We start from the raw sequence: 24,323 nt of genomic DNA, 5'->3' as shown, positions 1-24,323 counted from the left end.
CCATGGCAGATGTGAATCGCGGCAATCGCCCGCTTTCGCCCCACCTTACGATCTATAGACCCCAGCTGACGTCCGTCTCTTCGATCATGGTGCGTATTACCGGCATTATCGCTCTGGGCGCGGCTCTGATTGTTGTGGCGTGGCTCTTGGCAGCGGCAACCTCTGAAAGCGCGTTTGACGTGATGGAAGACCTTCTGGACAGCTGGATCGGCGCTCTGGTTCTTCTGGGGGCCACTTGGTCACTGTTTTACCACATGCTGGGCCGCCTGCGGCACGTGCTCTGGGACTTCGGCTACTGCCTTGAGGTCTCTGTGTCCGAGAAACTGGCAATCGGCATGTTCGCTCTGGCCACCATCCTGACCGCGCTTGTCGCTTTGGTCATCTGCTAAACGAGGGAGACACCATGCGGTATTTGACAGACAGAAAACGCGCGCAGGGTCTTGGTGCTGGTCGTGAAGGCACGCATCACCATTGGCAAGCGATGGTCAGCTCGATCCTTTTGGTCTTTTTGGTTCCAGCTTTCGTAATCACCTTCGCCATGGGGCTCGACAGCGACTACCAAGAGGTCATCGCCTTCTATAGCCAACCTCTGCCAGCCCTGATCACCGGCATCTCGCTGGTCGTCATCGTGTTGCACCTGATGAACGAAGCCAATGTGGCCGTAGAAGACTATGTGCACGGCGTGGCTGAAAAACTAACCCTCATCGCCGTTAAGGCATTCTCTTACACGCTGATCGCGGTGGGCCTTTTCGCCCTCGCTAAGATCGCACTCTAAGTCACCGGAGTTTCAAACGATGGCAGCATATGAATATGAAACCCACGAATATGACGTCGTGGTTGTCGGTGCCGGTGGCGCGGGTCTGCGCGCGACGTTGGGCATGGCAGAACAGGGCCTGCGCACGGCCTGTGTGACCAAGGTTTTCCCAACCCGTTCGCACACCGTTGCGGCGCAGGGTGGTATTGCGGCGTCTTTGGGCAATATGGGCCCAGACAGCTGGCAGTGGCACATGTACGACACGGTCAAAGGCTCTGACTGGCTGGGCGACACCGACGCGATGGAATACCTCGCGCGCGAAGCCCCCAAGGCGGTTTACGAGCTGGATCACTACGGTGTGCCGTTTTCCCGGACTGAGGAAGGCAAGATCTATCAGCGCCCGTTCGGTGGTCACACCACCGAGTTCGGCGAAGGCCCAGCGGTTCAGCGGACCTGTGCGGCAGCCGACCGGACCGGCCACGCGATCTTGCACACGCTTTATGGTCAGTCACTGAAGAACAACGCGGAATTCTATATCGAATATTTCGCGATTGATCTGCTGATGTCTGACGATGGCGAATGTCAGGGTGTTGTCTGCTGGAAGCTGGACGACGGCACCATGCATGTCTTCCGCGCCAAGATGGTTGTTCTAGCGACCGGCGGCTATGGCCGCGCCTATTTCTCGGCGACCTCTGCCCACACCTGCACCGGCGACGGTGGCGGCATGGTGATACGCGCAGGCCTGCCGATGCAGGACCTCGAATTCGTTCAGTTCCACCCGACCGGCATCTATGGCTCTGGCTGTCTGATCACTGAGGGCGCACGCGGCGAAGGCGGTTATTTGACCAACTCTGAAGGCGAGCGTTTCATGGAGCGCTATGCACCAAACTACAAAGACCTCGCGCCACGGGACTACGTCTCACGCTCTATGACCATGGAGATCCGCGAAGGTCGCGGTGTGGGTGCCGAGGGCGATCACATCTTCCTCAACCTCAACCACCTGCCTGCCGATGCGCTGGCGGAACGTCTGCCGGGCATCTCTGAATCGGCCAAGATTTTCGCGGGTGTCGACGTCACCAAAGAACCGATCCCGGTTCTGCCAACGGTGCACTACAATATGGGCGGCATTCCGACCAACTATTGGGGCGAAGTTCTTGACCCAACCGAGGACAACCCAACCAAGATCGTTCCGGGCCTTATGGCCGCGGGCGAAGCGGGCTGTGCGTCCGTTCACGGTGCGAACCGTCTGGGCTCAAACTCCCTCATCGACCTGGTCGTCTTCGGTCGTGCGGCCGCGATCCGCGCAGGCCAAGTGGTCGACCGTGACGCGCCGGTGCCGACGCCGCCGCAACACCAGATCGACAAGGCGTTCGAACGTTTCGACGCGCTGCGTTATGCGAAGGGCGCGATCCCAACCGCAGATCTGCGTCTTGAGATGCAAAAGACCATGCAGCGCGACGCGGCCGTCTTCCGGACCGCTAAGACAATGGCGGAAGGCGTGGAAGCGATGACCGAGATCGCCGGCAAGATGGGAGACCTCAAGGTCACCGATACTTCGCTTGTGTGGAACTCTGACCTCATGGAGACGCTGGAGCTGACCAACCTCATGCCATCCGCGATCTCAACGATTGTCTCGGCTGAGGCGCGCAAGGAAAGCCGCGGTGCGCACGCGCACGAGGACTTCCCTGATCGTGACGATGAAAACTGGCGTGTGCACACTGTCAGCCGCGTCGATGAGAGCGGCACCAAGGTCGACCTGTCCTATCGCCCGGTGATCACCGATCCTCTGACGACCGAGGACGAAGGCGGCATTGAGCTTAAGAAAATCGCGCCGAAAGCGCGGACCTTCTAAGCGAGGCCGACGGACCCCATGCGCGACCACGCGGATATCACCCTCTTTGAAAAGCTTGGCTATACGCCAAGCCGGGTGATCCGCGTGTTTGGCATGCGCCGCTCTGGCAACCATGCGCTGATCAATTGGCTGATGCGTAATGCGCCAGAGGTGTCTGTCTTCATGAACAATTGTGCGCCGGGCAAATGTCCGGCGGACACCGCCAAAGCGCTTGAAATCGGAGAGCTGGGGCTGCCTTTGAGCGAGGCTTCGGTGGCCGAATACTGCGCCGAAGTCGATGACGGCGGCGTGCTGATCATATCGTATGAGGACTTCATGCCCGACCCGCATGAGCCTCTGGCGGCGGTGACCAAAGGGCTGCCAGACGACGTCGAGTGTCTGGATTTGGTCTTGTTCCGAGGCTTTATGAACTGGTCCGCGTCCTTGCTGCGCAAGCTGCAGAACAACGACGTCCACGATATGTTCTCTCGCCTGCGGACGATGATCAATGCGATGGATCGTTACACCGAAGGTCTTGAGCTGGTTCAGGAAACTCCGGCGCGGATCCGTCCGGTCAGCTATGATCGCTGGGTCAGCCGCGCGAAATATCGCGCCAGCATCCTGCGGGCGCTTGGCTTTGAGCAAAAAGACAACAGCCTTGGGGCGGTGCAGCCCTATGGCGGCGGCTCGTCTTTCCAGAAGGACGTGAAGGCGGCCAAAGACCTCGCCCCGCATGAGCGCTGGCATCTGATGGTCAATGACGCTGAATATCAGCTGCTGCTTCTGACCGCGTCTCAGCACGACGAGTTGGTCGAGCTGATGGATGATCTTATGCCGCAGGATGCGGCGCTTCTTAAGGGGTATCTGGCGCAGGCCCGCTTCCCCTATCACGTACAATTGGCCGAAGGTGACGAGACATGATCCCCACCTTGGCATTCCCCCTTTCCACCAACGCGCGTCCCGCGCCGCAGGCAAGCTAAGGAGACGACTGATGGTCGAATTTGCGCTCCCAAAGAACTCCCGGATCACAACAGGGAAAACCTGGCCCAAGCCAGAAGGCGCTAAGAATGTGCGCAAGTTCCAGATTTACCGCTGGAACCCGGATGATGGCAAAAACCCATCGGTCGATACCTATTTCATCGACATGGACAATTGCGGTCCGATGATCCTGGACGCGCTGATCAAGATCAAAAACGAGATCGATCCGACCCTGACCTTCCGTCGTTCCTGCCGCGAAGGCATCTGCGGCTCTTGCGCGATGAACATCGGCGGGATCAACACGCTGGCCTGTATCTATGGCATCGACGAAGTCAAAGGCGGCACGGTCAAGATCTATCCTCTGCCACACATGCCGGTGGTCAAAGACCTGATCCCTGATCTGACGCATTTCTATGCGCAGCACGCGTCCATCATGCCGTGGCTGGAAACCAAGACCAACCGCCCTGCGAAAGAATGGAAGCAGTCGATTGAAGACCGTAAGAAACTCGATGGTCTCTATGAGTGTGTAATGTGCGCGAGCTGCTCGACATCCTGCCCAAGCTACTGGTGGAATGGCGACCGCTACCTCGGCCCAGCGGCTCTGCTGCATGCCTATCGCTGGATCATCGACAGCCGCGACGAGGCGACGGGTGAGCGTCTGGATGAGCTGGAAGATCCGTTCAAGCTTTACCGCTGTCACACCATTATGAACTGCGCGAAAACCTGTCCGAAGGGCCTGAACCCTGCAGGTGCGATTGCGCATATCAAGAAGATGATGGTGGATCGGGCTGTTTAAGGCAGATGCGGGGGCCAGCCCCCGCGCGCCCCCGGGATATTTCTGGCAAGAGAAAATGGGCGCGGCTTAGCGCCCTTTTTTGTGAGGTGAGGGATGCATATCGCGATTGGTTTGATTGTCGCCTTTGTGCTGGTCGCGCTGCTCAGCAATCGCAAAACGCGCGCCTGTCGGTGGCGCGCGGATCGGAGTCAGGATTCAAAGCAGGGCAGCTATTATCGCTGTATGCATTGCGGGGCAGAGACGCGGACGGTGGGTGGGCGCCCGCCGAAAATCTGCTTACGCGAAGGCAGCCTCTAGGGCGATCTCGACCATGTCGCCGAAGGACTTCTCGCGCTGATCGCTGGGCAGGGCGTCATGGGTGATCAGGTGATCTGAGACCGTCAACACAGCCAGAGCGCGGCAGCCGTGGCGGGCTGCGAGGTTGTATAGTTCGGCGGCCTCCATTTCCACGCCAAGGATGCCATGGCGGATCATCTGTTCGTTCAGATCAGGCCGCTCGTCATAGAATACATCGCTGGAATAGATGCCGCCCACATGGGTGGCGGATCCTTTGGAGGCGGCCGCATCCGCGGCCGCGCGCAAGAGGCCGTAGTCCGCGCAAGGCGCGAAGTTGATTTCCTTGAAAATGCCGCGTGAGGGGGTTGAGAGCGTGGTTGCGGTCATCGCTAGGATCACGTCCCGAATGGCGACCTTTTCCTGCATCGCGCCGCAGGAGCCAATACGGATCAGCGTTTTCGCGCCGTAGTCTTTGATCAGCTCGTTCACATAGATCGACAGGCTCGGCATCCCCATGCCAGAGCCATGGATCGTCACGCGGTTGCCCTTCCACATGCCGGTAAAGCCCAGCATCCCACGCACTTCGTTCACGCAGGTGACGTCGGTCAGGAAGGTCTCTGCCGCCCATTTCGCGCGATAGGGGTCGCCGGGCAATAGGACGGTTTCTGCGATCTCGCCGGGCTTGGCGCCGATGTGGATTGTCATGGATGCGCTCCTCTGGTCTTATTGACGCGTATTAGTGCAGGAAGTTTGCCCCATGAAAACCCCCATTCGCGCCGTGATTGGCCTTGCTTTGGCAATAAGTGCTTCGCCTGTTTATGCGGATTCAAAGGCCGAGATTGCCCTGATGAAAAAGGTCTTTGCTGAAATCCAGCCTTTGTCGTTCAAACGCAACCGCGAGTATTGCGGCTATATCGGTTATGATTTTGACGGCAACCTCGTGGCCTCTGAGGCGCGGAGGGGGCGGAAGTCGAGCTGCCGTCCGCGGGATCCGGTCGAGCTTGAGGTGATCATCGCGTCCTATCACACCCACGGGGCCTATAATAACGACGAAGGCTCTGAGGTGCCGAGTGTCGAGGATATGGAGGGTGATGAGGCTGAGGGCATCGACGGCTATGTCGCCACGCCGGGTGGACGTATGTGGTATGTCGATACCGAAGTCATGGAGATCAGCCAGATCTGTGGCGTCGGTTGTCTAGATCAGGATCCCGACTTTGTGCCCTATGGCGATGTGGGGATTGAGACCAGCTACACCTATGACGAGCTGGTCTCTTGGTTTAACGAATAGCTTTTATTCCGCTGCCACCGATTGCGGGTCGGCGAGGGTGACGATGTCGCCCATGATCGTGTTCAACTCGAAGTCCTTCGGCGTATAGACGCGCGCGACGCCCATGGCGCGCAGGCGGTCTGCATCCTCGTCTGGGATAATGCCACCCACGATCACTGGGATATTTCCGAGGCCTTCGTTGCGCATCCGTGCCATGAGGTCTTCGACCAGAGGGATGTGGGATCCTGAGAGGATCGAGAGACCCACCACATGCGCCTCGTCTTCGCGTGCCTTAGAAACGATCTCTTCAGGCGTCAGGCGGATACCATCGTAAGAGATATCCATACCCACATCGCGCGCGCGGCAGGCGATTTGTTCGGCACCGTTTGAGTGCCCATCAAGGCCCGGTTTGCCGATCACGAACTTGAGGCGGCGGCCGAGGCGGTCGCTGACGCTATCGACCGCGTGGCGCAAATCATCAAGACCTTCGGTCATGTTCGACGGGTTCAACGAGACGCCAGTCGGGCCACGGTATTCGCCATGGATCGACCGCATCTGAGCTGCCCATTCACCGGTTGTGACGCCAGCCTTCGCGGCCTCAATGGAGGCTGGCATGATGTTTTTGCCCGCCTTCGCATCTTCGCGTAGCGCAGCCAGCGCTTTTTCAACGCGCTCCGCGTCGCGACCCGCACGCCATTCGTTGAGGCGGTCGATCTGTTCTGCCTCGACCGCGGGATCCACGACCATGATGCCACCGTCTCCGGTCATCAGAGGGCTGGCCTCGCCCTGCTGCCATTTGTTCACACCGACAACGACGGTTTCGCCTGCTTCGATGCGGTTCAGGCGGGCGGAGTTGGATTCCACCAGACGGCCCTTCATATAGTCGATGGCCTCGATGGCACCGCCCATGGATTCTAGGTTCGCGAGCTCGTGACGTGCGCCGTCTTTCAGCTCGGCCACCTTGCGATCCACCGCAGGGTTGTTGTCGAAGAGGTCGTCATATTCCAAGAGGTCAGTCTCATACGCCATGATTTGCTGCATGCGCATAGACCATTGCTGATCCCAGGGGCGCGGCAGGCCTAGAGCCTCGTTCCAAGCAGGCAGCTGCACAGCGCGGGCGCGCGCCTTTTTGGACAGGGTCACGGCCAGCATTTCGATCAGAATACGGTAGACGTTGTTTTCAGGCTGCTGCTCGGTCAGGCCCAGTGAGTTCACCTGAACGCCATAGCGGAAGCGGCGGTGTTTGGGGTTTTCGACGCCGTAGCGCTCCTGACAGATCTCGTCCCAGAGTTCGACGAAAGCGCGCATTTTGCACATCTCGGTGACAAACCGAATGCCGGCGTTCACAAAGAAGGAAATGCGGGCCACCATGGGGCCGAAATCCTCGGCAGGGACGCGCGGTTTCAATGTGTCCAGAACCGCCTGCGCGGTCGCCAAAGCAAAGGCCAATTCCTGTTCCGGCGTCGCGCCTGCCTCTTGCAGGTGATAGGAACAGACGTTCATCGGGTTCCATTTGGGCACGTTGGAATAGCAATATTCCGCGACGTCCGCGATCATCTTAAGTGACGGTTTTGGCGGGCAAATATAGGTGCCGCGGCTCAGGTATTCTTTGATCAGATCATTCTGAACCGTGCCCTGCAACTTGCTGACATCCGCGCCCTGTTCCTCTGCGGTCGCGATGTAGAGCGCCAAGAGCCAGGGGGCCGTGGCGTTGATCGTCATCGAGGTGTTCATTTGTTCCAGAGGGATCTGGTCAAACAGCGTCCGCATATCACCCAGATGGCAGACGGGCACGCCCACTTTCCCGACTTCGCCGCGCGACAGCACGTGGTCGCTGTCATACCCGGTTTGAGTGGGTAGGTCGAAAGCGACGGAAAGGCCGGTTTGGCCTTTCTCAAGGTTCGAGCGATAAAGCGCGTTGGATGCCTTCGCAGTGGAGTGTCCAGCGTAGGTACGGATCAACCATGGGCGGTCGCGGGTGGGTGTCTCAGTCATTTAGGCCTCGGCAATAAAATTGCGTTGCGGACCACTTATGAGAAATTTCGTACCGTTGTCAATCGCTGCATCGCAGCAGAATGCGGCGTCGTGTCATTCGGGTATGTCTACGTCGATCCAGACAAGGCGGTGGTCCGAGGTCGGGTATTCCGCGAGCTTGAAGAGCGGATCCGTGCTGGGCAGCCAGTAGATCCCAGAGTCTACGACTTTGAGCGTTTTGGAGGGGAGAACATAGTCCACACGCAAGTTGCCGGGAGCACGGTCGGTGCCGGGGTTGTCGCGATCAAAGCCGAAGTCTGCCGTGTCAAAGGCCGCGGGGCCACGGTGGCGCTTATTGGCCCCTCCCTGCCGGTCGGCGGCCTCTGCGCTGCCATCGCTTGCTGGGGCTTGGGTCGCGGAAGCCTGGATCAAAGGGTGGTCGAGCAGCTGCAATATGGCTTGATTGGTTGAGTCGCCGTCGAATGGATCTGCGTTGAGGTCGCCTGCGATCACGAAATGCGCGCCATCGCCAAGGCCACCTTTCGTTCCCGCATCGTCATAAATATAGGACGCACCCTCTACATAGTCGGCCCAGAACCGGATCTCATCGTGGTTGCGACGCCCGTTGCGATCTTCTGGCCCATCAAAGACCGGAGGGGTCGGGTGGGCCGCTAATAGATGCACTTCCGTGCCATCAGCATCGAGTGTCAAATCCCAATGGCTCTTAGAAGACAGGCGAAAAATGCCTTCTGCAGCAGGGCTATAGAAACCCTCAGGCATTAGATTGTTTGGCATATCCTTCCAGAGGAAGGTCTGAAACGTCCGCGCATTTGTGATCGGCAGGTTAGACAGCACCGTCATCCCATATTGCCCCGGAAAGAACCCAAACCCATAGGCATCGCCGGGGCCGCCGATCTCTTCGTTGCCATCCAGATCATAGCCAGAGGGCACGCCGGTATTCACAGGCGCGCGAAAGGTTTCGGAATAGGTGATGGGCTGCGCTGCCCCATGCGCCGTCGTGTTCTGCCCGGTCTGCAGAAGTGTCTGGAACAGGGCCAAAGCCGTAGGATCATCGTCAAACTCATTCAGCAATAGAACGTCAGGACGAGCCCGTTGAATGATCTCGGCAACTGCAGCGACCTGAGCGTCACCCGTTTTGATATCCGCAAGCAGATCGCCCGCATTTTGGCGATTGAGAGAGGCGTTGAATGTCGCGATCCGGAGGGTGTCGGCCTGAGCTGATCCTGCGAGTGCCAGCGCGAGGGTTAGGAAAATGGGTTTCATAAAGGGCCTCTCGGTCTTGAAATAATCTTGCGCACCACGTCGCGTCACATGTGACTCGTGCTTTGCAACGACCCGATGAAATTCCGGTAAAGATTTTCTTAACGTACCAAAGATTTCGTTAAGACTTTGAAAAACAAAATACTTTCGTAGATTTTGCGCACGCAGCGACATTTCTGCATTCGCGAAGTAATAAAATTACCCATAATGCAAATATTTGTTTGATATCTTGCGCGCACGATTGTATCTCTCTGGTTAAACGCGATTCTGCATCGCGGCATTTATGAAGCAAGGAGACGAACATGGCTCTGGACACACAAGCCGGCCAGCCGATCTACACGGCGCCTGAGAAAGACCTGTATGAGCTGGGGGAAATCCCTCCGATGGGCTATGTGCCCAAAGAGATGTACGCTTGGGCGATCCGCCGCGAGCGTCACGGCGAGCCTGAGAAATCCTTCCAGGTAGAGGTCGTGGAAACCCCTAAGCTTGATTCCAACGACGTTCTGGTGCTCGTGATGGCAGCAGGCATCAACTACAACGGTGTTTGGGCAGGCCTGGGCAAGCCGATTTCCCCGTTTGATGGCCATGGCGAGCCGTATCATATCGCGGGCTCTGATGCCTCTGGCATCGTTTGGGCCGTTGGCGAAAAGGTTAAGAACTGGAAAGTGGGCGATGAGGTCATCATCCACTGTAACCAGGACGACGGCGACGACGAGGAATGCAACGGCGGCGACCCAATGTACTCCAACAGCCAGCGGATCTGGGGTTACGAGACCCCTGACGGCTCTTTTGCACAGTTCACCCGTGTACAAGCACAACAGCTGCTGCGCCGTCCAAAGCACCTGACCTGGGAAGAGGCGGCGTGCTATACGCTGACGCTGGCGACCGCCTACCGTATGCTGTTTGGCCACGCGCCACATGATCTGAAGCCAGGTCAGAACGTTCTGGTTTGGGGCGCATCCGGCGGTCTGGGTACCTATGCGGTGCAGTTGATCACGGCTGCCGGCGCGAATGCGATTGGTGTGATTTCTGACGAAAGCAAGCGTGACTTTGTCATGGGTCTGGGCGCGAAAGGCGTTATCAACCGCAAGGATTTCTCTTGCTGGGGTCAGCTGCCCACTGTGAACACGCCAGAATATGACGTGTGGTTCAAAGAAGCGCGCCGTTTCGGCAAGGCGATCTGGGACATCACCGGCAAGGGCAACAACGTTGACATCGTCTTTGAACACCCCGGAGAGACCACTTTCCCGGTTTCCAACCTCGTTTGTAAAAAAGGCGGCATGGTCGTGATCTGTGCGGGCACCACCGGCTATAACCTGACCTTTGACGTGCGTTACACTTGGATGCACCAGAAGCGTCTGCAGGGCAGCCACTTTGCGCACCTTAAGCAGGCCGCAGCAGCGAACCAGATGATGATCGAAAAACGCATTCAGCCGTTCCTGTCTGAAACCTTCACATGGGATACCATCCCTGATGCGCATACCATGATGATGAACAACCAGCACCCTCCGGGCAATATGGCGGCTCTGGTTCAGTCCCCTCAAAAAGGTCTGACAACATTGCAAGAAGTTCTGGACGCCGGTCCGAATTCCTAAGGTCTAACGACTTTTCCTCGGAGCTCGCCCGGGTGATCGCAAGATCGCTCGGGCGAGTTTACTTTTAGGAAACCAGTGACCTGCTAGAGTTGTGACGCCAGAGCTTTGTGGCGATCAATTTTGACGCCCCCCTTAAGCAAGGGTCACCAAATGCCACGTATTGCCCCTCCTGTGGATGACAGGACATATGACTGGATCATCGACGTTCTTTCCGACCTAAGGACGTTTTCACATGCCAATGGGCTGCACAAATTGGCGTCTGAACTCGAAGATGTGACGCTCTTGGCCGCTGCGGAAATCTCGACGCGACAGGCCAGTGACATGGGGCGGCGGGTGACCACGCGACACTAGGGCATTTGGCGGTCTGCGGGACGTTGTTGAACGCAAATCTTCACCTGCTGTTAACGGCTTCGCTCTGGCGGTTTCACACAGCAGCGCGTAAGTTCGCGCCATGACCACGACGGCGCTCACGCTTTCTTCCGATCAGGCCGAGGCCTATGATCAGATATCGACCATTCTCAAGGGCGCGGGCGTCGACCTTGATGAGAGTCTGCTGCTGCCTCCGCAGGGCGGCAAACTTTCAGTTGCGGCCGTTATGGGAAAAGCCGGATCTGGCAAAACCCTGTTGCTGGCCGAGCTGGTGAACGCGCTGACCGAGGCAGGCCTCAAGGTCGTCTCTGGCGATTTCGAGGGCCGCAAAAGCAAAGACGCCCGCACCCTTGCGGTCCTCGCGCCGACCAACAAAGCCGCCAGCGTGTTGCGCAACCGCGGCGTGCCCGCGACCACCATTCACCGCATTCTCTACAGCCCGGTCTATGATCCCGAATACGAAAAGATCGCCGAGTGGCTGGCCGAAAATGGCGAACGCCCCCAGATCGAAGGCCTGACAGATGAGGCGCTGGATCGCGCCCATGCCTTCTATCAACAGAACAAATCCATTCCGGGGGCTTTGGCCGCTGCCGGATTGCGTGGATCTGACTTCATTACCGGCTGGAAGCGCCGCGATGATCCGCTGGATGTGGGGCTGGTCGACGAGGCCTCGATGCTGGACGACAAACAGTTCGAAGACCTCAAAGAGATCTTTCCGACCCTCATTATGTTCGGAGATCCCGCCCAGCTCGCCCCGGTCAATCAATCGGGCTCAATGGTTTTTGATAAGCTGCCCGAGAAGGCGAAATTTTCGTTGGAACGGATTCACCGTCAGGACGCGGATAACCCGATCCTCGATCTGGCCCATGCTTTGGCCGATCCCGCTCTAGGCTTTGAAGATTTCGAGCGACTGGTTGAGGAAAAATCCCGCCAAGACGACCGCGTGGTCTATGCCCAAAGGGTCGAGGTCGACCTGATGGCGCGTTCTCCGGTTCTGGTCTGGCGCAACGCCACGCGCGTGCGGTTGATCAACGCTTTCCGCATGGTGCAAGGCGCGCCTGAGGATATGTTGCTGGAAGGCGAGCCGTTGATTTGTGACGGCATTGAGCTGCCGATGAAACACCGCAAAAAGCGGCTGGATCTTGAGGCACGCGGCCTGATCAAGGGCGCGCAGGTTGTCTACCTCGGCCCGGGCCGCAAACCCGGGTTTTCGCGCCTGCATGTGATGGGGGCCGAGGATCCGCAGGTCTCAGCCGCTTCTATCGTGAAAATCGAAAAGCCTGACGAAGAAGAGCCCTTCATTCCCTATGCGGCCCGCATGGGCGCGACCTTTCTGCATGGGGCTGCTGTGACCATTCACAAGGCGCAGGGCTCGCAATGGGAAAACGTGCAAGTCTTTGCGCCAGACCTATTTGTGGCCGCCCGTATGGGGCGGGTTGAGGCTGGCCAACCTTTGTGGAAACGTCTTGCTTATGTTGCGATCACGCGGGCGCAGGAACGGCTCTACTGGGTCGTGAGGAACCGTTTGGCAAAACCTACAGAGGCCCTACGCATTGACGATCTGGCCGTGGCGCCAGCGCCACTGACTTTGGAGGAACAGACATGAAAAGCATCCTGATCACGGGCGCAAGCTCGGGCATTGGTAAGACCACGGCTGAAGCCTTTCTGGAACAGGGCTGGACCGTCGGCATGATCGCTCGGCGCGGCGAGGTTTTGATGGATGTCGCCAAGCGCAACAAACACGCGGTGGCATTGCCTGTGGATGTTACTGATGCTGCAGGCATGAAAGCGGCCGTTGAGCGGTTCGTCAGCTTCACGGGACGCATTGACGTTCTTTTCAACAACGCAGGCACCTTTGGTCCAAGCGGAGAAATCGATAGCGTCGATTTGGATGAGTTCGATCATGTGTTGAACGTCAATGTCCGCGGCATGTTCATTGCGGCCCAACTCGCCTATGCGCAGATGAAATCGCAAAATCCCAAGGGGGGGCGGATCATCAACAACGGCTCTCTCAGCGCCCACAGCCCGCGCCCGGGGTCGGTGTGCTACACGACCAGCAAACATGCTATCACAGGCCTAACGCGGAGCCTCGCTCTGGATGGTCGCGCGCATGACATCACCACCAGCCAGATCGACATCGGCAACGCCCGCACCGAGATGGTCGCTGACCTCAATGCCCGTGCTCAGGCGGAAAATCCGGATTCCGAGGTCATGCCCTCTATGGACCCGCAGGACGCCGCGCGTTTGGTGCTGCATATGGCAGAATTGCCCGCCGAGGCGAATGTGCAGTTCATGACGGTGATGGCCAGCAAGATGCCCTTTATGGGCCGAGGCTAAGCGACTTAGGAGCCTTGCCGCACAAAGCGGAAGAAGGCAGACGCGCCCCAGCCAGCGGCAATCGCAATCGCCAGGGACAACAGACCATAGATCAGCGGTTGCTGGCGCGAGAGGTTATAGAGGAACCGTTCTAGCCCCACTTTGCGCACGTCGATTTTGGTTTCATAGGCCGCCACCACCTGCTTGTCGCGCAATAGGAAGACGCGGGTTGCGTAGTCGCCCTCGGTCAGGTTCGCCGGCATATCAATCGAGGTTCGGAACAGCGTCTGTTCGGCCACATCCACGGTGCCTTCGCGCAGGGAATACAGCCCGTTGTTCTCGCGGATACGGGCAACGGCCTCGGCAAAATCCTGAGCGTCTTTGATGTTCATATCCGCCCCAACAGAGCGGATCGACTCGCGGATCGAGATTTCGTGCCGTAGGTCTTCGACAGAGCTGATGATCTCATCAAACGGCCCGCTGGTGGCCACGGCATAGAAACTGGGTGCTTCGTCCACCGTGACGGAGTCCGTGTTCACCCAGATCCCGAACCGCTTTTCTTTGCGGCGCACCACAATAGGTTCCTTCGGGCCTGAGGCTGTGACAATGACTTCGATGGGTGGGCCGTCCGGGATGGCCTCTTCGCGTTTCACTGCGCCAAATACGAGGATCTCGGACCCGTCGAAATTCGCCGTGATTGCCACGCGGTTCTGGCTGAGGCCCAACACCACGCCTTCTTGCGCCATGGCAGGTAGGGCGAGGCAGATCAAAAGGCTCACAAGACGCAGCATCAGTGACCTCCTGCCACGCCAAGGGTGAAGAGCTCGCTGGGCATGACCAGCAAGTCAAACGCCAGCTTGCCGCAAACCACCAGCACGAGGATCGCCAGAAGGATGCGCAATTGCTCGGCCTTCAGGCGCGTGCCGATGACCGCGCCGATCTGTGCTCCAATGACGCCGCCGATCAGCAAAAGCACCGCCAGAGCCATATCGACCGTGTAGTTCGTGGTGGCATGCAGCAGCGTGGTGAAGGCTGTGACGAAGATGATCTGAAAGAGCGAGGTGCCGATCACAACTTTCGTCGGCATACCCAGTAGATAGATCATCGCAGGCACCATGATGAATCCGCCACCGACGCCCATGATCGCCGACAAAACGCCGACCAGCAGGCCCACCAGTAGCGGCGGGATCACTGAGATATAGAGCCCCGATACACGGAACCGCATCTTAAACGGCAGCCCATGTACCCAAGTGTGGTTCTTGCGTTTGACCGGAGCCGCGTTGCGACTAGAGCGGCGCAGAGCGTTCAGGCTCTCGACAAACATCAGGCTGCCGATGATGCCCAGGAAAATGACATAGCAAAGCTGCACCAGCAGTTCGACCTGCCCCAGCGATTTCAGATAGTTGAAGATCACCACGCCCAAAGCCGCGCCGGTGAGGCCTCCGACCAAGAGCACGCAGCCCATCTTCAAATCCACCGTGCGCCGTTTGAAATGCGCCAGCACGCCCGAGAAGGATGAGGCCACGATCTGGTTGGCTTCGGTCGCCACGGCCACCGCCGGAGGGATGCCTATGAAAAACAAAAGCGGCGTCATCAAGAAGCCGCCGCCTACGCCAAACATTCCGGAAAGCACACCCACCATGCCGCCCAATCCAAGCAGCAGGAAAGCGTTCACCGAGACTTCAGCAATTGGCAGGTAGATTTGCATGGCGCGTGTGTGCGCCTGTGTTCTGGGAAATGCAACCAGCCCGAAAGGAATTTTCGGGCTGGTGCGGTAATTTTAGGAAATTGGCCCTATCTTTCCTTCACATAGGGCTCGCCACCGGCCTTTGGCGGGATCGCGCGGCCGACGAAACCGGCCAGGATCACGACAGTCAGGATATAGGGCAGGGCCTCCATGAACTGAACCGGAATGGTGATTCCCCCCAGATCAATGCTCTGATAGCGGATCGCCACGGCTTGCAGCAGGCCAAAAAGCAGACAGGCCCAGAGCGCATACCAAGGTCGCCATTTCGCAAAGATCAGAGCGGCAAGGGCGATAAAGCCGCGGCCTGCGGTCATGTCCTTGATGAAGCCCGCCTGCAGGCCTGTCGCCAGATAGGCTCCCGCAACACCACAAAGCACGCCACAGATCATCACCGCCGTATAGCGCAGGCGGATGACCGAGATACCGGCAGTATCCACGGACGCAGGGTTTTCCCCCACCGCGCGCAGGCGCAGGCCAAAGCGTGTCCGATAGAGCACCCACCACGTCAGCGGCACAAAGGCAATGGCGACGTAGACCAAAAGGCTGTGACCCGAGATGAGCTCGTCATAAGTCTGACCAAAGAACGGAATGCCCGACAGGCTTTCTGAGAAGGGCAGAGAGATCGGATCCCAACGTCCGCCATCACTCAGCGACGGCGTGCGTCCCCCTTGGCGGAACAGATCCTGCGCGATCAGCACCGTGATCCCTGCCGCCAGCATATTGATCGCCACACCGGAAATCAGCTGATTGCCGCGGAAGGTGATCGAGGCCAAGCCATGCAAAGCCGACATCACCAAAGACGCACCTATGCCTGCTAGCAGACCGACCCAGACGTTGCCGCTGAGCGCCGCGAAAGCGCCAGCCGCCATGGCCGCTGCCAACATCTTGCCCTCTAGGCCGATGTCAAAGATCCCCGCGCGCTCGGAATAGAGACCCGCAAGACAAGCCAACAGAAGTGGGATCGCCAAGCGAACGGTACTATCGAGCACCTGAAGAATGGTCACGAAATCCATCAGTTCGCCTCCTTCTTACCAAGCGCCAGAAAGACGCGTTCCAGTGGCATACGCACCATATTGTCGAGCGCTCCTGTAAAGAGGATCACGAGGGCCTGGATCACCACGATCAGCTCACGCGGGATACTGGTCCAGAGTGCCAGCTCTGCACCGCCTTGCTGCAGGAAACCAAAGAGCAAAGCCGCCACGAGGATGCCCACAGGATGGTTGCGCCCCATCAGGGCCACCGCGATCCCGACAAAGCCCGCTTGTTCGGTAAAGTTCAGAACCAGCCGCTCGCTTTCACCCATCGTGGTATTGATCGCCATCATGCCCGCAAGGCCGCCAGAGATCAGCATCGCGATGACTGTGATTTTAACAGGCGAGATACCTGCGTATTTCGCCGCGGTTTCCGAATGGCCAAAGCTGCGGATCTCGTACCCCAGACGCGTGCGCCAGATCAGCAACCAGACTCCTACACAGGCCGCAAGCGCGAGGAAGAAGCTCACATTCGCAGGGGCCGAGCGGAACAGGCGCGAGCCTTCCGGCGCGAACATATCGTGGAAGCTCGGCAGATGCGTGGCTTCGGGGAAGGTCGCGGAAGCTGGATCCATAGACCCGGCAGGGCGTAGGACTTCGACCAGCAGATAGGCCAGCACAGAAAAGGCGATATAGTTGAACATGATCGTGGTGATCACGATATGGCTGCCGCGCTTGGCTTGCAGGATTGCCGGCACATAAGCCCAAGCCGCGCCGAATGCCGCCGCAAAAAGGCTTGTACCGATGAGCGCCACCGTCCAATGCGGCCACGGGATGTAAAGACACGCCAATGCCACACCCACACCGCCCAGCATTGCCTGACCTTCGCCACCGATATTGAACAGACGCGCATGGAAGGCGACCGCCACGGCAAGGCCGGTAAAGATGTAGTTGGTCGTATAGTAAAGCGTGAAACCCCAACCATCGGAACGCTTTAGCGCCCCATCGACCATCAGATTAAAGGCTTCAATCGGGTTTTCCCCGATCCCCATAATCACCAGCGCACTGACGATCGCCGCCAGCAACAGGCTGAACAGCGGCACCAGAACGGCGTCCGCCCAGAGAGGCATTTTACCCATTACGCGTCCTCCCCGGTCACGCCGGCCATCAACAGGCCCAGCTCGCGTTCATTTGTGTCACTTGCTTTGCGTTCGCCCATGATCTGGCCGTCAAACATCACGGCCACGCGGTCAGACAGCGACAGGATCTCGTCAAGTTCGACCGAGACCAAAAGGATCGCTTTCCCCTGATCGCGCAACTCTACGATTTGTTGGTGGATGAACTCAATCGCGCCGATATCCACGCCACGTGTGGGTTGACCGATCAGCAAAAGGTCGGGGTTACGCTCGATTTCACGCGCCACGACGATCTTTTGCTGGTTGCCACCGGAAAAGTTCTTGGCCGAGAGGTTGGCATTGCGCGGACGCACGTCAAAGCGTTCCATCTGCTCTGCCGCTTTCGCCTGAATGCCTTTGTTGTCCATCAACATGCCGGACTGGAATTCAGGTTCGTTGTGGTAGCCAAAAACCGAGTTTTCCCAGGCCGCAAAGTCCATGATCAAGCCTTCGCGCTGACGATCCTCTGGCACATGAGCAATCCCCGCTGCGCGACGCGCCTGACCGTCAGAGCCTGCGCCCGACAGCGGCAATTCCGTGCCGTTCAGTTTCACAGACCCCGTGCCATCGGCATAGCCGCCCAGCACTTCCAAAAGCTCGGACTGGCCGTTGCCGGCAACGCCCGCGATCCCAAGGATTTCGCCCGCCTTAAGCGTCAGGCTCACGTCTTTCACGCGGCGAACGCCTTGTTCGTCAACCACATTCAGGCCGTCGATCTCCAGCACATTTGCACCAGGCGTCGCGGGTTTCTTATCGACCCGCAACAGCACCTTTCGACCCACCATCAGCTCGGCGAGTTGCTCGGGGTTGGTGTCGGACGTTTTGACAGTCGCCGTCATCTCACCACGGCGCATCACGCTCACCGTGTCGGTATATTCCATGATCTCACGCAGTTTATGCGTGATCAGGATGATCGTTTTGCCCTCAGAGCGCAGACGATCCAGGATGCGGAACAATTGGTCCGCTTCGGCAGGCGTCAGAACTCCGGTGGGTTCGTCCAAAATCAGGATCTCGGCCTGACGATAGAGCGCCTTCAGGATCTCGACACGCTGCTGGTGGCCCACCGAGAGGTTCTCGATCACCTCATCAGGGTCCACGTTCAGTTCATATTCTTTGGCCAGATGGGCCAGTTCCTTGCGCGCTTTGCCAAGGGATGTGTTCAACAGGGCGCCGTCTTCGGCCCCAAGGATGATGTTTTCCAGAACCGAGAAGTTCTCGACCAGCTTAAAGTGCTGAAACACCATGCCGATGCCCGCCGCAATCGCAGCCTGACTGTCTGGAATGACGGTTTGTTTGCCGCCAATAAAAATCTCGCCCTTATCGGCCTTATAGAAGCCGTAAAGGATTGACATCAAAGTGGATTTACCCGCGCCGTTCTCGCCGATGATGCCGTGGATCGTGCCCGGCTGAACGGAAATCGAAATATCTTTGTTCGCTTGAACCGGCCCAAAGGCCTTAGAGATCCCACGCAGTTCCAGCGCAGGGGCTTGATCGGGAAGGGCGGCCAAATCAGGCCGCCCCTTTTGAGTATCAACAGACATGTGAGGAATTAGAATTCCAGAACAGAGCAGGACTCGGACGCTGCATAGTTCTCAACGGTGATGGAGCCGGAAACGATGCCATCGGTTGCCGCTGCAACAGCCATTTTCATGTCGTCATTGACCAGTGGTGCGTTGTGCTCGTCAAAGGCAACGCCAACACCTTCGGATGCCAGATCCATCATGATGAAACCAGTTTCCAGACCGTCTGCGCCTGCTTTCAGGGCGTTGTAAACGGTGTTGTCCACGCGCTTCAGCATCGAGGTCAGAACCTGACCGGAGTGCAGGTAGTTCTGATTGCTGTCCACACCGATGGACAGGATGCCTTCGTCCGCTGCGGTTTGCAGAACACCAACGCCAGTACCGCCTGCCGCTGCGTATACAACGTCCGCGCCTTCAGCGATTTGCGCTTTGGTCAGCTCGGAACCTTTAACAGGGTCGTTCCATGCTGCTGGAGTTGTGCCGGTCATGTTGGAAATGACGGTCGCGTCTGGGTTCACAGATTTCACACCTTGGGCGTAGCCACATGCGAACTTGCGGATCAGAGGGATATCCATGCCGCCGATGAAGCCAACGGTGCCGGACTTGGAAGCTTTCGCTGCCATAACGCCTGCAAGGTACGACCCTTCGTGCTCGGCAAAAGACACGGTCTGAACGTTTGGCAGGTTGGCCCAGCCATCGATGTTCACGAATTTGGTGTCAGGATATTCTGGCGCAACGGTCTCGATTGGAACAGTCATCGCGAAACCCATGGTGATGATTGGGTTTGCGCCCGCTTCTGCGAAACGTCGCAGCGCTTGCTCACGCTGTGCTTCAGAGGACAGCTCGATCTCGCGGTAGGTGCCGCCGGTTTCATCCGCCCAACGCTGCGCGCCATTATAGCCCGCTTCGTTGAAGGATTTGTCGAATTTGCCGCCAAGGTCAAAGATCAAGGCAGGCTCTGCGGAGGCGAGGCCCGCGGTCAGAGCGAGTGCCGCGGCGGCGCCGAAAAGATGTTTCATACTGGTCATGAGGTTCTCCCACTTTTTAATGGTCCAGCGTTTCGCGCATGGACTCGTTGTTAAGTTACCCAAAACTGATCGGACGATTAGGTCTTAAGGTGCAGACTTCGTCAACAGCTGTATTTTCAAACGACAGGTAGGGGAGCTTCAACCTAAACTTGATAGAAAATCCAGAAAAAATCTGACCGAGAGGTCAAAAAATTAGAGATTTGCGAAAGATCAGAGCGTCTCGTCGCGTGCCGTCTGTCGTTTCGTAGTAATTCTTGCGATGTGAGATTTGGGTGTAACCATTTGTTTTGTATAGGCTAATAGCCGGAGTGTTGTCCGCTGCTACTTCGAGGAAGCTCTCTTCTGCACCCCGTATTTGTGCAGCACTTTCAAACTGCTCAAGGCATATGCGCCCCAAACCTTTACCCTGGGTCATAGGGTGGACTGCTAGCGTTAACAGCTCGGCTTCCGGGCCGATAACGCGCCCCAAGGCAAAAGATTCGTCATTTGTGACCAAAAAACAGAGTGGGGATTCGAGAAAACTGCTGAATTCGGAGGCAGACCACGGGCGTGTTTGGGTAAATGCGGCTTCGTGAATCGCTTCAAGCTGTTCGGGAGTCATAGTATTTGTGGCGGTAAATCCCGCGCGGGGGCTGCATCAGCGGCTCGTATATAGAGTGGCGCGGGACGAGGAGTGTCGCTCCCAAACCGCGCTGCCGCAACGCGCGCGATGTTCTGCGCCAGTGTTTCGGGTGCTGGAGGCATGACTATCTCTGTCGCTGCCTCATAGGGCGCTGTGGTCAGAATTGGCCCCTCCGGCTGAGCCGGATCGCAGATGTAGATCTGGTCGCGCGGGGCCGACACGCCTGCGACGGCCGTGTCAGACATGTCAACGCGGCTCGCATCAAACGTAGACACCCCGATGGAGGGATACCCAAGACCCAAGGCCAGCCCTCGCGCGGCAGAGACAGAAATACGTATGCCCGTGAAATTTCCGGGCCCGATCCCGACGCCAATCGCTGAGAGGTCCGCCCAAGCGGCCGCGCCTTCGCCCAAAACCTCTTCGAGCAGCGGCATCAGGTGCTCCGCCTGTCCCCGCGCCATGTCCACGGCGCGCGATGCAATCACAGCGTCCCCACGAACCAAAGCGGCCGCGCAATGCGCGGCCGATGTGTCAAATCCCAGGATCAGAGGCTCAGACGCCAACAGGACGTACCTCTGTCACTTCTGGAATATAGTGGCGCAGCAGGTTCTCGATGCCCATCTTCAGAGTGATGGTCGAGGAGGGGCAGCCTGCGCAAGCCCCCTGCATGTGCAGGTAGACCACGCCTCGGTCAAAACCATGGAAGGTGATGTCGCCACCATCTTGCGCCACGGCCGGGCGCACACGTGTATCCAGCAGCTCTTTGATCTGATCGACGATCTCACCGTCTTCGCCGGTGTGTTCCGCGTGACCGCTGGCAGCAGCGCCGGTGTCGCCCATGACAGGCTGACCGGACTGGAAATGCTCCATAATTGCGCCAAGGATCGACGGCTTCACATGGTCCCATTCAACGTCGGCGCCTTTGGTCACGGTCACAAAGTCATTGCCCAGAAAGACACCCGTCACGCCGCTCAGCGCAAAGACGCGCTTGGCCAAAGGCGAGGCCTCGGCTGCTTCGGCTGAAGGGAAGTCCGCGGTGCCGACCTCAAGTACGGTTTGGCCTGGCAGGAATTTCAGCGTGGCAGGGTTTGGCGTGGATTCAGTCTGAATGAACATGGAACGGTCCTTTTCGTCGTGAAATGGATATGCGCCCGCAGGGGCGCGATGTCAAGTTTTGGAATGATTCTAAATTGCCGCAGCGGGTGCGACGCGCGCCCTAGGTGATGGCTTCGAGCTTTTCCTTAGACAGATCGCCCGGGACGATGGTGATTGGCACGGGTAAGGATCCAGAGCTTTTGGACAGTTTGGTCACCAAGGGACCCGGCCCCTTTTTGTCCGTGCCAGCTCCCAAAACCAAAACGCCGACTTCGCTGTCTTCTTGGATCTGCGCGAGGATTTCCGTGACCGGCTCGCCTTCACGAATGACCAGTTCTGGGTCGACGCCCTGCCGGTCTCGCATCCATTTCGCAAAGACTTCGAAATGCGTGTGAATACGCTCACGCGCCTCTTCGCGCATGATATCTCCGACGCCGATCCAATGGTTGAATTCATCCGGTGGGATCACCGCCAGCACTTCGACCCCGCCCTGTGTGTTCCTGGCACGCATTGCCGCAAACCGCATGGCGTTCAGACATTCTTTGCTGTCATCCAGCACGACCAAAAACTTGCGCATTGGGGTCTCCCTTTCGGGGCGATCATGACGCATGGCGTTGGCAGAGGCAATGCGGGATCGACTGCTCCACTCAAGATCGGGCGTCCGGAAATACCCGAGGGTTGTCGCCCTCGGGGAGGTGCCAGAAATGTATTTTCAGCCTAAGGCCAAATAGGGTGCCTTGCCCGCCACATATCGGGGAGACAGGTCGGGGCAAAGCCTCTTGCGGTGATCAAGAACGTGAAACGCCCAAGACTCATTTTTGTGACTCTTGGGCGTAAGTTTTGTGACAATGTGTCGAGGTTTCGTAGACTACCGCGAAACGCTTTAGCTGCCGACCATGCCCACGATCTCATAGGTGCGTTTCAGCACAGGTGCCGCGATCTCGCGCGCTTGTGCCGCGCCTTTGGCAAGGATCGCGTCGATTTCGTCCTGATGCTGCATGAGCCGCGCCATCTCGCCAGAGATCGGCGCGAGTTTTTCGACCGCCAGTTCAGAGAGCATCGGCTTGAACTCCGAGAACTGCTTGCCGCCCACATCCGCGAGCACCTGATCCACGCTCTGCTCTGCAAGAGCCGCGTAGATATTCACAAGGTTGCGCGCCTCGGGTCGCTCTTCAAGGCCCTTGGCCTCAGAGGGCAGCGCCTCGGGATCGGTTTTCGCCTTGCGGATCTTCTTGGCGATCGTATCCGCGTCATCGGTCATATTGATGCGGCTGGCGTCGCTTGGATCAGATTTCGACATCTTCTTGCTGCCATCGCGCAGCGACATGACACGGGTTGCCGCACCTTCGATCACAGGCTCGGTGACAGGGAAGAAATCCACACCATAGTCATTGTTAAACTTGATCGCGATGTCGCGGGTCAGCTCGAGGTGCTGTTTCTGGTCCTCGCCCACGGGCACATGGGTCGCGTGATAGATCAGAATGTCGGCGGCCATCAGGGCAGGGTAGGCAAAGAGGCCCAGCGAGGCGTTCTGCTGGTTCTTACCCGCTTTGTCCTTCCACTGAGTCATTCGCTGCATCCAACCCATGCGGGCGACGCAGTTAAAGATCCAGCCGAGCTGCGCGTGTTCAGGCACTTGGCTTTGGTTGAATAGAATGGATTTCGCCGGATCCAGCCCCGCCGCAATAAAGCCCGCGCAAAGCTCGCGCGTCGCGTGACGCAGCTTGTCTGGGTCTTGCCAGACGGTGATCGCGTGCAGGTCGACCATGCAATAGAGCGTCTGATACTCTTGCTCCTGCATGTCGACAAAGCGCTTCATCGCGCCGAGATAATTGCCCAGTGTCAGCCCGCCGGAGGGTTGGATGCCCGACAAGACGCGTGGGGTAAAGGAAGAGGACGTTTGGACCGCCTCGGTCATGGTGATGTCTCCGTTCATTGAGGTGGCTGGAAATACAGCCGAGGTTGGAGTAACCGTGAGCCCAAGGGTCGTCAAGGAGCGCGAGACATGAGTGAAGAGCAGAACGTCAGCCCGTTTAACGCGGTGCCGCCGGTTGTGGTGGCTTTGGCGGTGTTCATTCTGGGCATCGAATGCGTGTTTTACTTGGGTTCCGAGGGCTTTGTCGGCGGGCCAACGGCGGTCGGCTGGCGCTTGGCGACGTTTCAGCAATATGCGTTTTCGTCAGAGATCTTTTTCTGGATGGCAGAGACCGGACGTTGGACGCCAGAGCATCTGCTGCGTTTTGTGAGCTATCTGTTTTTGCACGGGAATTTCATTCATGCAGCCTTCGCGGCTGTCATGGTTTTGGCACTGGGCAATATGGTGGGCGAAGTGTTCTCGGGCTTTGCGACTCTGGTTGTGTTTGTGGTGCCGGGGATCGTCGGGGCTCTGGTCTACGCGTTCGTCTGGCCGTCCTCAGTGACGCTAATCGGGGCCTATCCGGGTGTCTACGGCTTTATCGGGGCCTTCAGCTTTCTTTTGTGGGTGCGCCTGCGCAGCACGGGTGACAATCAAATGCGGGCTTTCGCGTTGATTGGCGGTCTGATGTTTATTCAGTTGGTCTTTGGTCTGCTGTTTGGCGGCACTGGCGACTGGATCGCCGATGTGGCTGGTTTTGCCACAGGTTTTGGGTTGTCGTTCTTTCTTGTGCCCGGTGGCTGGGCGCGTATTCGAGAGATGATCCGTCGCGGATAGGGGCGTTGCCCCTCGCAGGCTTTGCCTGCTCACCCC

Annotated in this window: 25 protein-coding genes; 11 read left to right on the top strand and 14 right to left on the bottom strand. The window is 58.1% G+C overall.

Annotated features, from left to right (window positions below; all coding sequences use genetic code 11):
* Nucleotides 1-2: 2 nt before the first annotated feature.
* The 5 genes from sdhC (at nt 3) to HZ995_RS03615 (ending at nt 4,359) form a co-directional block, all read left to right on the top strand.
* Complete coding sequence (gene sdhC / locus HZ995_RS03635) at nt 3-389, top strand: succinate dehydrogenase, cytochrome b556 subunit (protein ID WP_209357324.1); 387 nt, start codon at nt 3-5, stop codon at nt 387-389.
* Nucleotides 390-403: 14 nt separating this feature from the next.
* A complete protein-coding gene (gene sdhD, locus HZ995_RS03630) occupies nt 404-775 on the top strand; it encodes a succinate dehydrogenase, hydrophobic membrane anchor protein (RefSeq protein WP_209357323.1) in 372 nt (123 codons plus the stop codon).
* A 19-nt stretch (nt 776-794) separates the two neighbouring features.
* Nucleotides 795-2,606, top strand: coding sequence for a succinate dehydrogenase flavoprotein subunit (sdhA, locus tag HZ995_RS03625; RefSeq protein WP_209357322.1), 1,812 nt, complete (start codon nt 795-797; stop codon nt 2,604-2,606).
* 18 nt (nt 2,607-2,624) lie between these two features.
* Nucleotides 2,625-3,506, top strand: a complete 882-nt coding sequence (locus HZ995_RS03620; RefSeq protein WP_209357321.1) for a hypothetical protein — start codon at nt 2,625-2,627, stop codon at nt 3,504-3,506.
* Between the two features lie 70 nt (nt 3,507-3,576).
* Complete coding sequence (locus HZ995_RS03615; protein WP_209357320.1) at nt 3,577-4,359, top strand: succinate dehydrogenase iron-sulfur subunit; 783 nt, start codon at nt 3,577-3,579, stop codon at nt 4,357-4,359.
* 276 nt (nt 4,360-4,635) lie between these two features.
* Here the strand turns inward: HZ995_RS03615 and deoD are convergent, their stop codons facing one another.
* Nucleotides 4,636-5,340: a purine-nucleoside phosphorylase gene (gene deoD / locus HZ995_RS03610; RefSeq protein WP_209357319.1), complete on the bottom strand. Its 705-nt coding sequence runs from the start codon at nt 5,338-5,340 to the stop codon at nt 4,636-4,638.
* Nucleotides 5,341-5,392: 52 nt separating this feature from the next.
* On the opposite strand from deoD, the gene HZ995_RS03605 reads away from it, so the two are divergent.
* Nucleotides 5,393-5,923, top strand: coding sequence for a DUF4329 domain-containing protein (locus HZ995_RS03605; protein WP_209357318.1), 531 nt, complete (start codon nt 5,393-5,395; stop codon nt 5,921-5,923).
* 3 nt (nt 5,924-5,926) lie between these two features.
* On the opposite strand, the gene HZ995_RS03600 is transcribed toward HZ995_RS03605, so the two are convergent.
* Nucleotides 5,927-7,897 carry a protein meaA gene (locus HZ995_RS03600; RefSeq protein WP_209357317.1) on the bottom strand — a complete coding sequence of 657 codons (1,971 nt, stop codon included), beginning with the start codon at nt 7,895-7,897 and terminating at the stop codon, nt 5,927-5,929.
* Between the two features lie 93 nt (nt 7,898-7,990).
* The gene (locus HZ995_RS03595) at nt 7,991-9,160 is read right to left on the bottom strand and encodes an endonuclease/exonuclease/phosphatase family protein (protein WP_209357316.1); all 1,170 of its coding nucleotides are present in this window, start codon (nt 9,158-9,160) and stop codon (nt 7,991-7,993) included.
* A gap of 299 nt (nt 9,161-9,459) precedes the next feature.
* Between HZ995_RS03595 and ccrA the strand changes: the two genes are divergently transcribed.
* The 4 genes from ccrA (at nt 9,460) to HZ995_RS03575 (ending at nt 13,458) form a co-directional block, all read left to right on the top strand.
* Nucleotides 9,460-10,752, top strand: a complete 1,293-nt coding sequence (ccrA, locus tag HZ995_RS03590; protein WP_209357315.1) for a crotonyl-CoA carboxylase/reductase — start codon at nt 9,460-9,462, stop codon at nt 10,750-10,752.
* 150 nt (nt 10,753-10,902) lie between these two features.
* Nucleotides 10,903-11,103, top strand: coding sequence for a hypothetical protein (locus HZ995_RS03585; protein ID WP_209357314.1), 201 nt, complete (start codon nt 10,903-10,905; stop codon nt 11,101-11,103).
* A 100-nt stretch (nt 11,104-11,203) separates the two neighbouring features.
* Nucleotides 11,204-12,727, top strand: coding sequence for an ATP-dependent DNA helicase (locus HZ995_RS03580; RefSeq protein ID WP_209357313.1), 1,524 nt, complete (start codon nt 11,204-11,206; stop codon nt 12,725-12,727).
* On the top strand, nt 12,724-13,458 hold the full coding sequence (locus tag HZ995_RS03575) for an SDR family oxidoreductase (protein WP_209357312.1): 735 nt from the start codon (nt 12,724-12,726) through the stop codon (nt 13,456-13,458). Before HZ995_RS03580 ends, HZ995_RS03575 begins: the two co-directional genes overlap by 4 nt.
* A gap of 5 nt (nt 13,459-13,463) precedes the next feature.
* Here HZ995_RS03575 and HZ995_RS03570 read toward each other — a convergent pair whose 3' ends face one another.
* From HZ995_RS03570 to trpS, 11 genes are all read right to left on the bottom strand, one after another.
* The gene (locus tag HZ995_RS03570) at nt 13,464-14,228 is read right to left on the bottom strand and encodes a TIGR02186 family protein (RefSeq protein WP_209357311.1); all 765 of its coding nucleotides are present in this window, start codon (nt 14,226-14,228) and stop codon (nt 13,464-13,466) included.
* Nucleotides 14,228-15,145: a sulfite exporter TauE/SafE family protein gene (locus tag HZ995_RS03565; protein WP_209357310.1), complete on the bottom strand. Its 918-nt coding sequence runs from the start codon at nt 15,143-15,145 to the stop codon at nt 14,228-14,230. Before HZ995_RS03565 ends, HZ995_RS03570 begins: the two co-directional genes overlap by 1 nt.
* 86 nt (nt 15,146-15,231) lie before the next feature.
* Nucleotides 15,232-16,197, bottom strand: coding sequence for an ABC transporter permease (locus HZ995_RS03560; protein ID WP_209357309.1), 966 nt, complete (start codon nt 16,195-16,197; stop codon nt 15,232-15,234).
* Nucleotides 16,197-17,294, bottom strand: a complete 1,098-nt coding sequence (locus HZ995_RS03555; RefSeq protein WP_209357308.1) for an ABC transporter permease — start codon at nt 17,292-17,294, stop codon at nt 16,197-16,199. Before HZ995_RS03555 ends, HZ995_RS03560 begins: the two co-directional genes overlap by 1 nt.
* On the bottom strand, nt 17,294-18,871 hold the full coding sequence (locus tag HZ995_RS03550; protein ID WP_209357307.1) for an ABC transporter ATP-binding protein: 1,578 nt from the start codon (nt 18,869-18,871) through the stop codon (nt 17,294-17,296). Before HZ995_RS03550 ends, HZ995_RS03555 begins: the two co-directional genes overlap by 1 nt.
* A gap of 8 nt (nt 18,872-18,879) precedes the next feature.
* Nucleotides 18,880-19,878 carry a BMP family lipoprotein gene (locus tag HZ995_RS03545; RefSeq protein ID WP_209357306.1) on the bottom strand — a complete coding sequence of 333 codons (999 nt, stop codon included), beginning with the start codon at nt 19,876-19,878 and terminating at the stop codon, nt 18,880-18,882.
* 184 nt (nt 19,879-20,062) lie between these two features.
* Nucleotides 20,063-20,479: a ribosomal protein S18-alanine N-acetyltransferase gene (gene rimI, locus HZ995_RS03540; RefSeq protein WP_209357305.1), complete on the bottom strand. Its 417-nt coding sequence runs from the start codon at nt 20,477-20,479 to the stop codon at nt 20,063-20,065.
* Nucleotides 20,476-21,063, bottom strand: a complete 588-nt coding sequence (tsaB, locus tag HZ995_RS03535) for a tRNA (adenosine(37)-N6)-threonylcarbamoyltransferase complex dimerization subunit type 1 TsaB (protein WP_209357304.1) — start codon at nt 21,061-21,063, stop codon at nt 20,476-20,478. The genes rimI and tsaB overlap by 4 nt, the downstream gene beginning before the upstream one ends.
* Nucleotides 21,053-21,616, bottom strand: a complete 564-nt coding sequence (locus HZ995_RS03530; RefSeq protein ID WP_209357303.1) for a NifU family protein — start codon at nt 21,614-21,616, stop codon at nt 21,053-21,055. The genes tsaB and HZ995_RS03530 overlap by 11 nt, the downstream gene beginning before the upstream one ends.
* Nucleotides 21,617-21,716: 100 nt before the next feature.
* Nucleotides 21,717-22,172, bottom strand: coding sequence for a universal stress protein (locus HZ995_RS03525; RefSeq protein WP_209357302.1), 456 nt, complete (start codon nt 22,170-22,172; stop codon nt 21,717-21,719).
* Nucleotides 22,173-22,478: 306 nt separating this feature from the next.
* Nucleotides 22,479-23,513 carry a tryptophan--tRNA ligase gene (trpS, locus tag HZ995_RS03520; protein WP_209357301.1) on the bottom strand — a complete coding sequence of 345 codons (1,035 nt, stop codon included), beginning with the start codon at nt 23,511-23,513 and terminating at the stop codon, nt 22,479-22,481.
* A gap of 87 nt (nt 23,514-23,600) precedes the next feature.
* Between trpS and HZ995_RS03515 the strand changes: the two genes are divergently transcribed.
* Nucleotides 23,601-24,287, top strand: coding sequence for a rhomboid family intramembrane serine protease (locus HZ995_RS03515; RefSeq protein ID WP_209357300.1), 687 nt, complete (start codon nt 23,601-23,603; stop codon nt 24,285-24,287).
* Nucleotides 24,288-24,323: the final 36 nt, after the last annotated feature.

The organism is Cognatishimia activa, from assembly GCF_017798205.1.
GTDB classification, from domain to species: Bacteria; Pseudomonadota; Alphaproteobacteria; order Rhodobacterales; family Rhodobacteraceae; genus Cognatishimia; species Cognatishimia activa_A.
Note: the sequence above shows the minus strand (reverse complement) of the source record. Positions and strands in the feature narration are given on the sequence as shown.

Excerpts from the sequence above, each read along its gene's own strand:
- HZ995_RS03585 (WP_209357314.1), top strand. The coding sequence starts at position 10,903 with ATGCCACGTATTGCCCCTCCTGTGGATGACAGGACATATGACTGGATC.
- HZ995_RS03595 (WP_209357316.1), bottom strand. The coding sequence starts at position 9,160 with ATGAAACCCATTTTCCTAACCCTCGCGCTGGCACTCGCAGGATCAGCT.
- sdhD (WP_209357323.1), top strand. The coding sequence starts at position 404 with ATGCGGTATTTGACAGACAGAAAACGCGCGCAGGGTCTTGGTGCTGGT.
- HZ995_RS03620 (WP_209357321.1), top strand. The coding sequence starts at position 2,625 with ATGCGCGACCACGCGGATATCACCCTCTTTGAAAAGCTTGGCTATACG.
- HZ995_RS03560 (WP_209357309.1), bottom strand. The coding sequence starts at position 16,197 with ATGGATTTCGTGACCATTCTTCAGGTGCTCGATAGTACCGTTCGCTTG.
- HZ995_RS03605 (WP_209357318.1), top strand. The coding sequence starts at position 5,393 with ATGAAAACCCCCATTCGCGCCGTGATTGGCCTTGCTTTGGCAATAAGT.
- HZ995_RS03515 (WP_209357300.1), top strand. The coding sequence starts at position 23,601 with ATGAGTGAAGAGCAGAACGTCAGCCCGTTTAACGCGGTGCCGCCGGTT.
- HZ995_RS03525 (WP_209357302.1), bottom strand. The coding sequence starts at position 22,172 with ATGCGCAAGTTTTTGGTCGTGCTGGATGACAGCAAAGAATGTCTGAAC.
- HZ995_RS03550 (WP_209357307.1), bottom strand. The coding sequence starts at position 18,871 with ATGTCTGTTGATACTCAAAAGGGGCGGCCTGATTTGGCCGCCCTTCCC.
- sdhC (WP_209357324.1), top strand. The coding sequence starts at position 3 with ATGGCAGATGTGAATCGCGGCAATCGCCCGCTTTCGCCCCACCTTACG.
- rimI (WP_209357305.1), bottom strand. The coding sequence starts at position 20,479 with ATGACTCCCGAACAGCTTGAAGCGATTCACGAAGCCGCATTTACCCAA.
- HZ995_RS03575 (WP_209357312.1), top strand. The coding sequence starts at position 12,724 with ATGAAAAGCATCCTGATCACGGGCGCAAGCTCGGGCATTGGTAAGACC.
- HZ995_RS03530 (WP_209357303.1), bottom strand. The coding sequence starts at position 21,616 with ATGTTCATTCAGACTGAATCCACGCCAAACCCTGCCACGCTGAAATTC.
- HZ995_RS03565 (WP_209357310.1), bottom strand. The coding sequence starts at position 15,145 with ATGCAAATCTACCTGCCAATTGCTGAAGTCTCGGTGAACGCTTTCCTG.
- HZ995_RS03545 (WP_209357306.1), bottom strand. The coding sequence starts at position 19,878 with ATGACCAGTATGAAACATCTTTTCGGCGCCGCCGCGGCACTCGCTCTG.
- sdhA (WP_209357322.1), top strand. The coding sequence starts at position 795 with ATGGCAGCATATGAATATGAAACCCACGAATATGACGTCGTGGTTGTC.
- HZ995_RS03555 (WP_209357308.1), bottom strand. The coding sequence starts at position 17,294 with ATGGGTAAAATGCCTCTCTGGGCGGACGCCGTTCTGGTGCCGCTGTTC.
- ccrA (WP_209357315.1), top strand. The coding sequence starts at position 9,460 with ATGGCTCTGGACACACAAGCCGGCCAGCCGATCTACACGGCGCCTGAG.
- HZ995_RS03600 (WP_209357317.1), bottom strand. The coding sequence starts at position 7,897 with ATGACTGAGACACCCACCCGCGACCGCCCATGGTTGATCCGTACCTAC.
- HZ995_RS03580 (WP_209357313.1), top strand. The coding sequence starts at position 11,204 with ATGACCACGACGGCGCTCACGCTTTCTTCCGATCAGGCCGAGGCCTAT.
- deoD (WP_209357319.1), bottom strand. The coding sequence starts at position 5,340 with ATGACAATCCACATCGGCGCCAAGCCCGGCGAGATCGCAGAAACCGTC.
- HZ995_RS03615 (WP_209357320.1), top strand. The coding sequence starts at position 3,577 with ATGGTCGAATTTGCGCTCCCAAAGAACTCCCGGATCACAACAGGGAAA.
- trpS (WP_209357301.1), bottom strand. The coding sequence starts at position 23,513 with ATGACCGAGGCGGTCCAAACGTCCTCTTCCTTTACCCCACGCGTCTTG.
- HZ995_RS03570 (WP_209357311.1), bottom strand. The coding sequence starts at position 14,228 with ATGCTGCGTCTTGTGAGCCTTTTGATCTGCCTCGCCCTACCTGCCATG.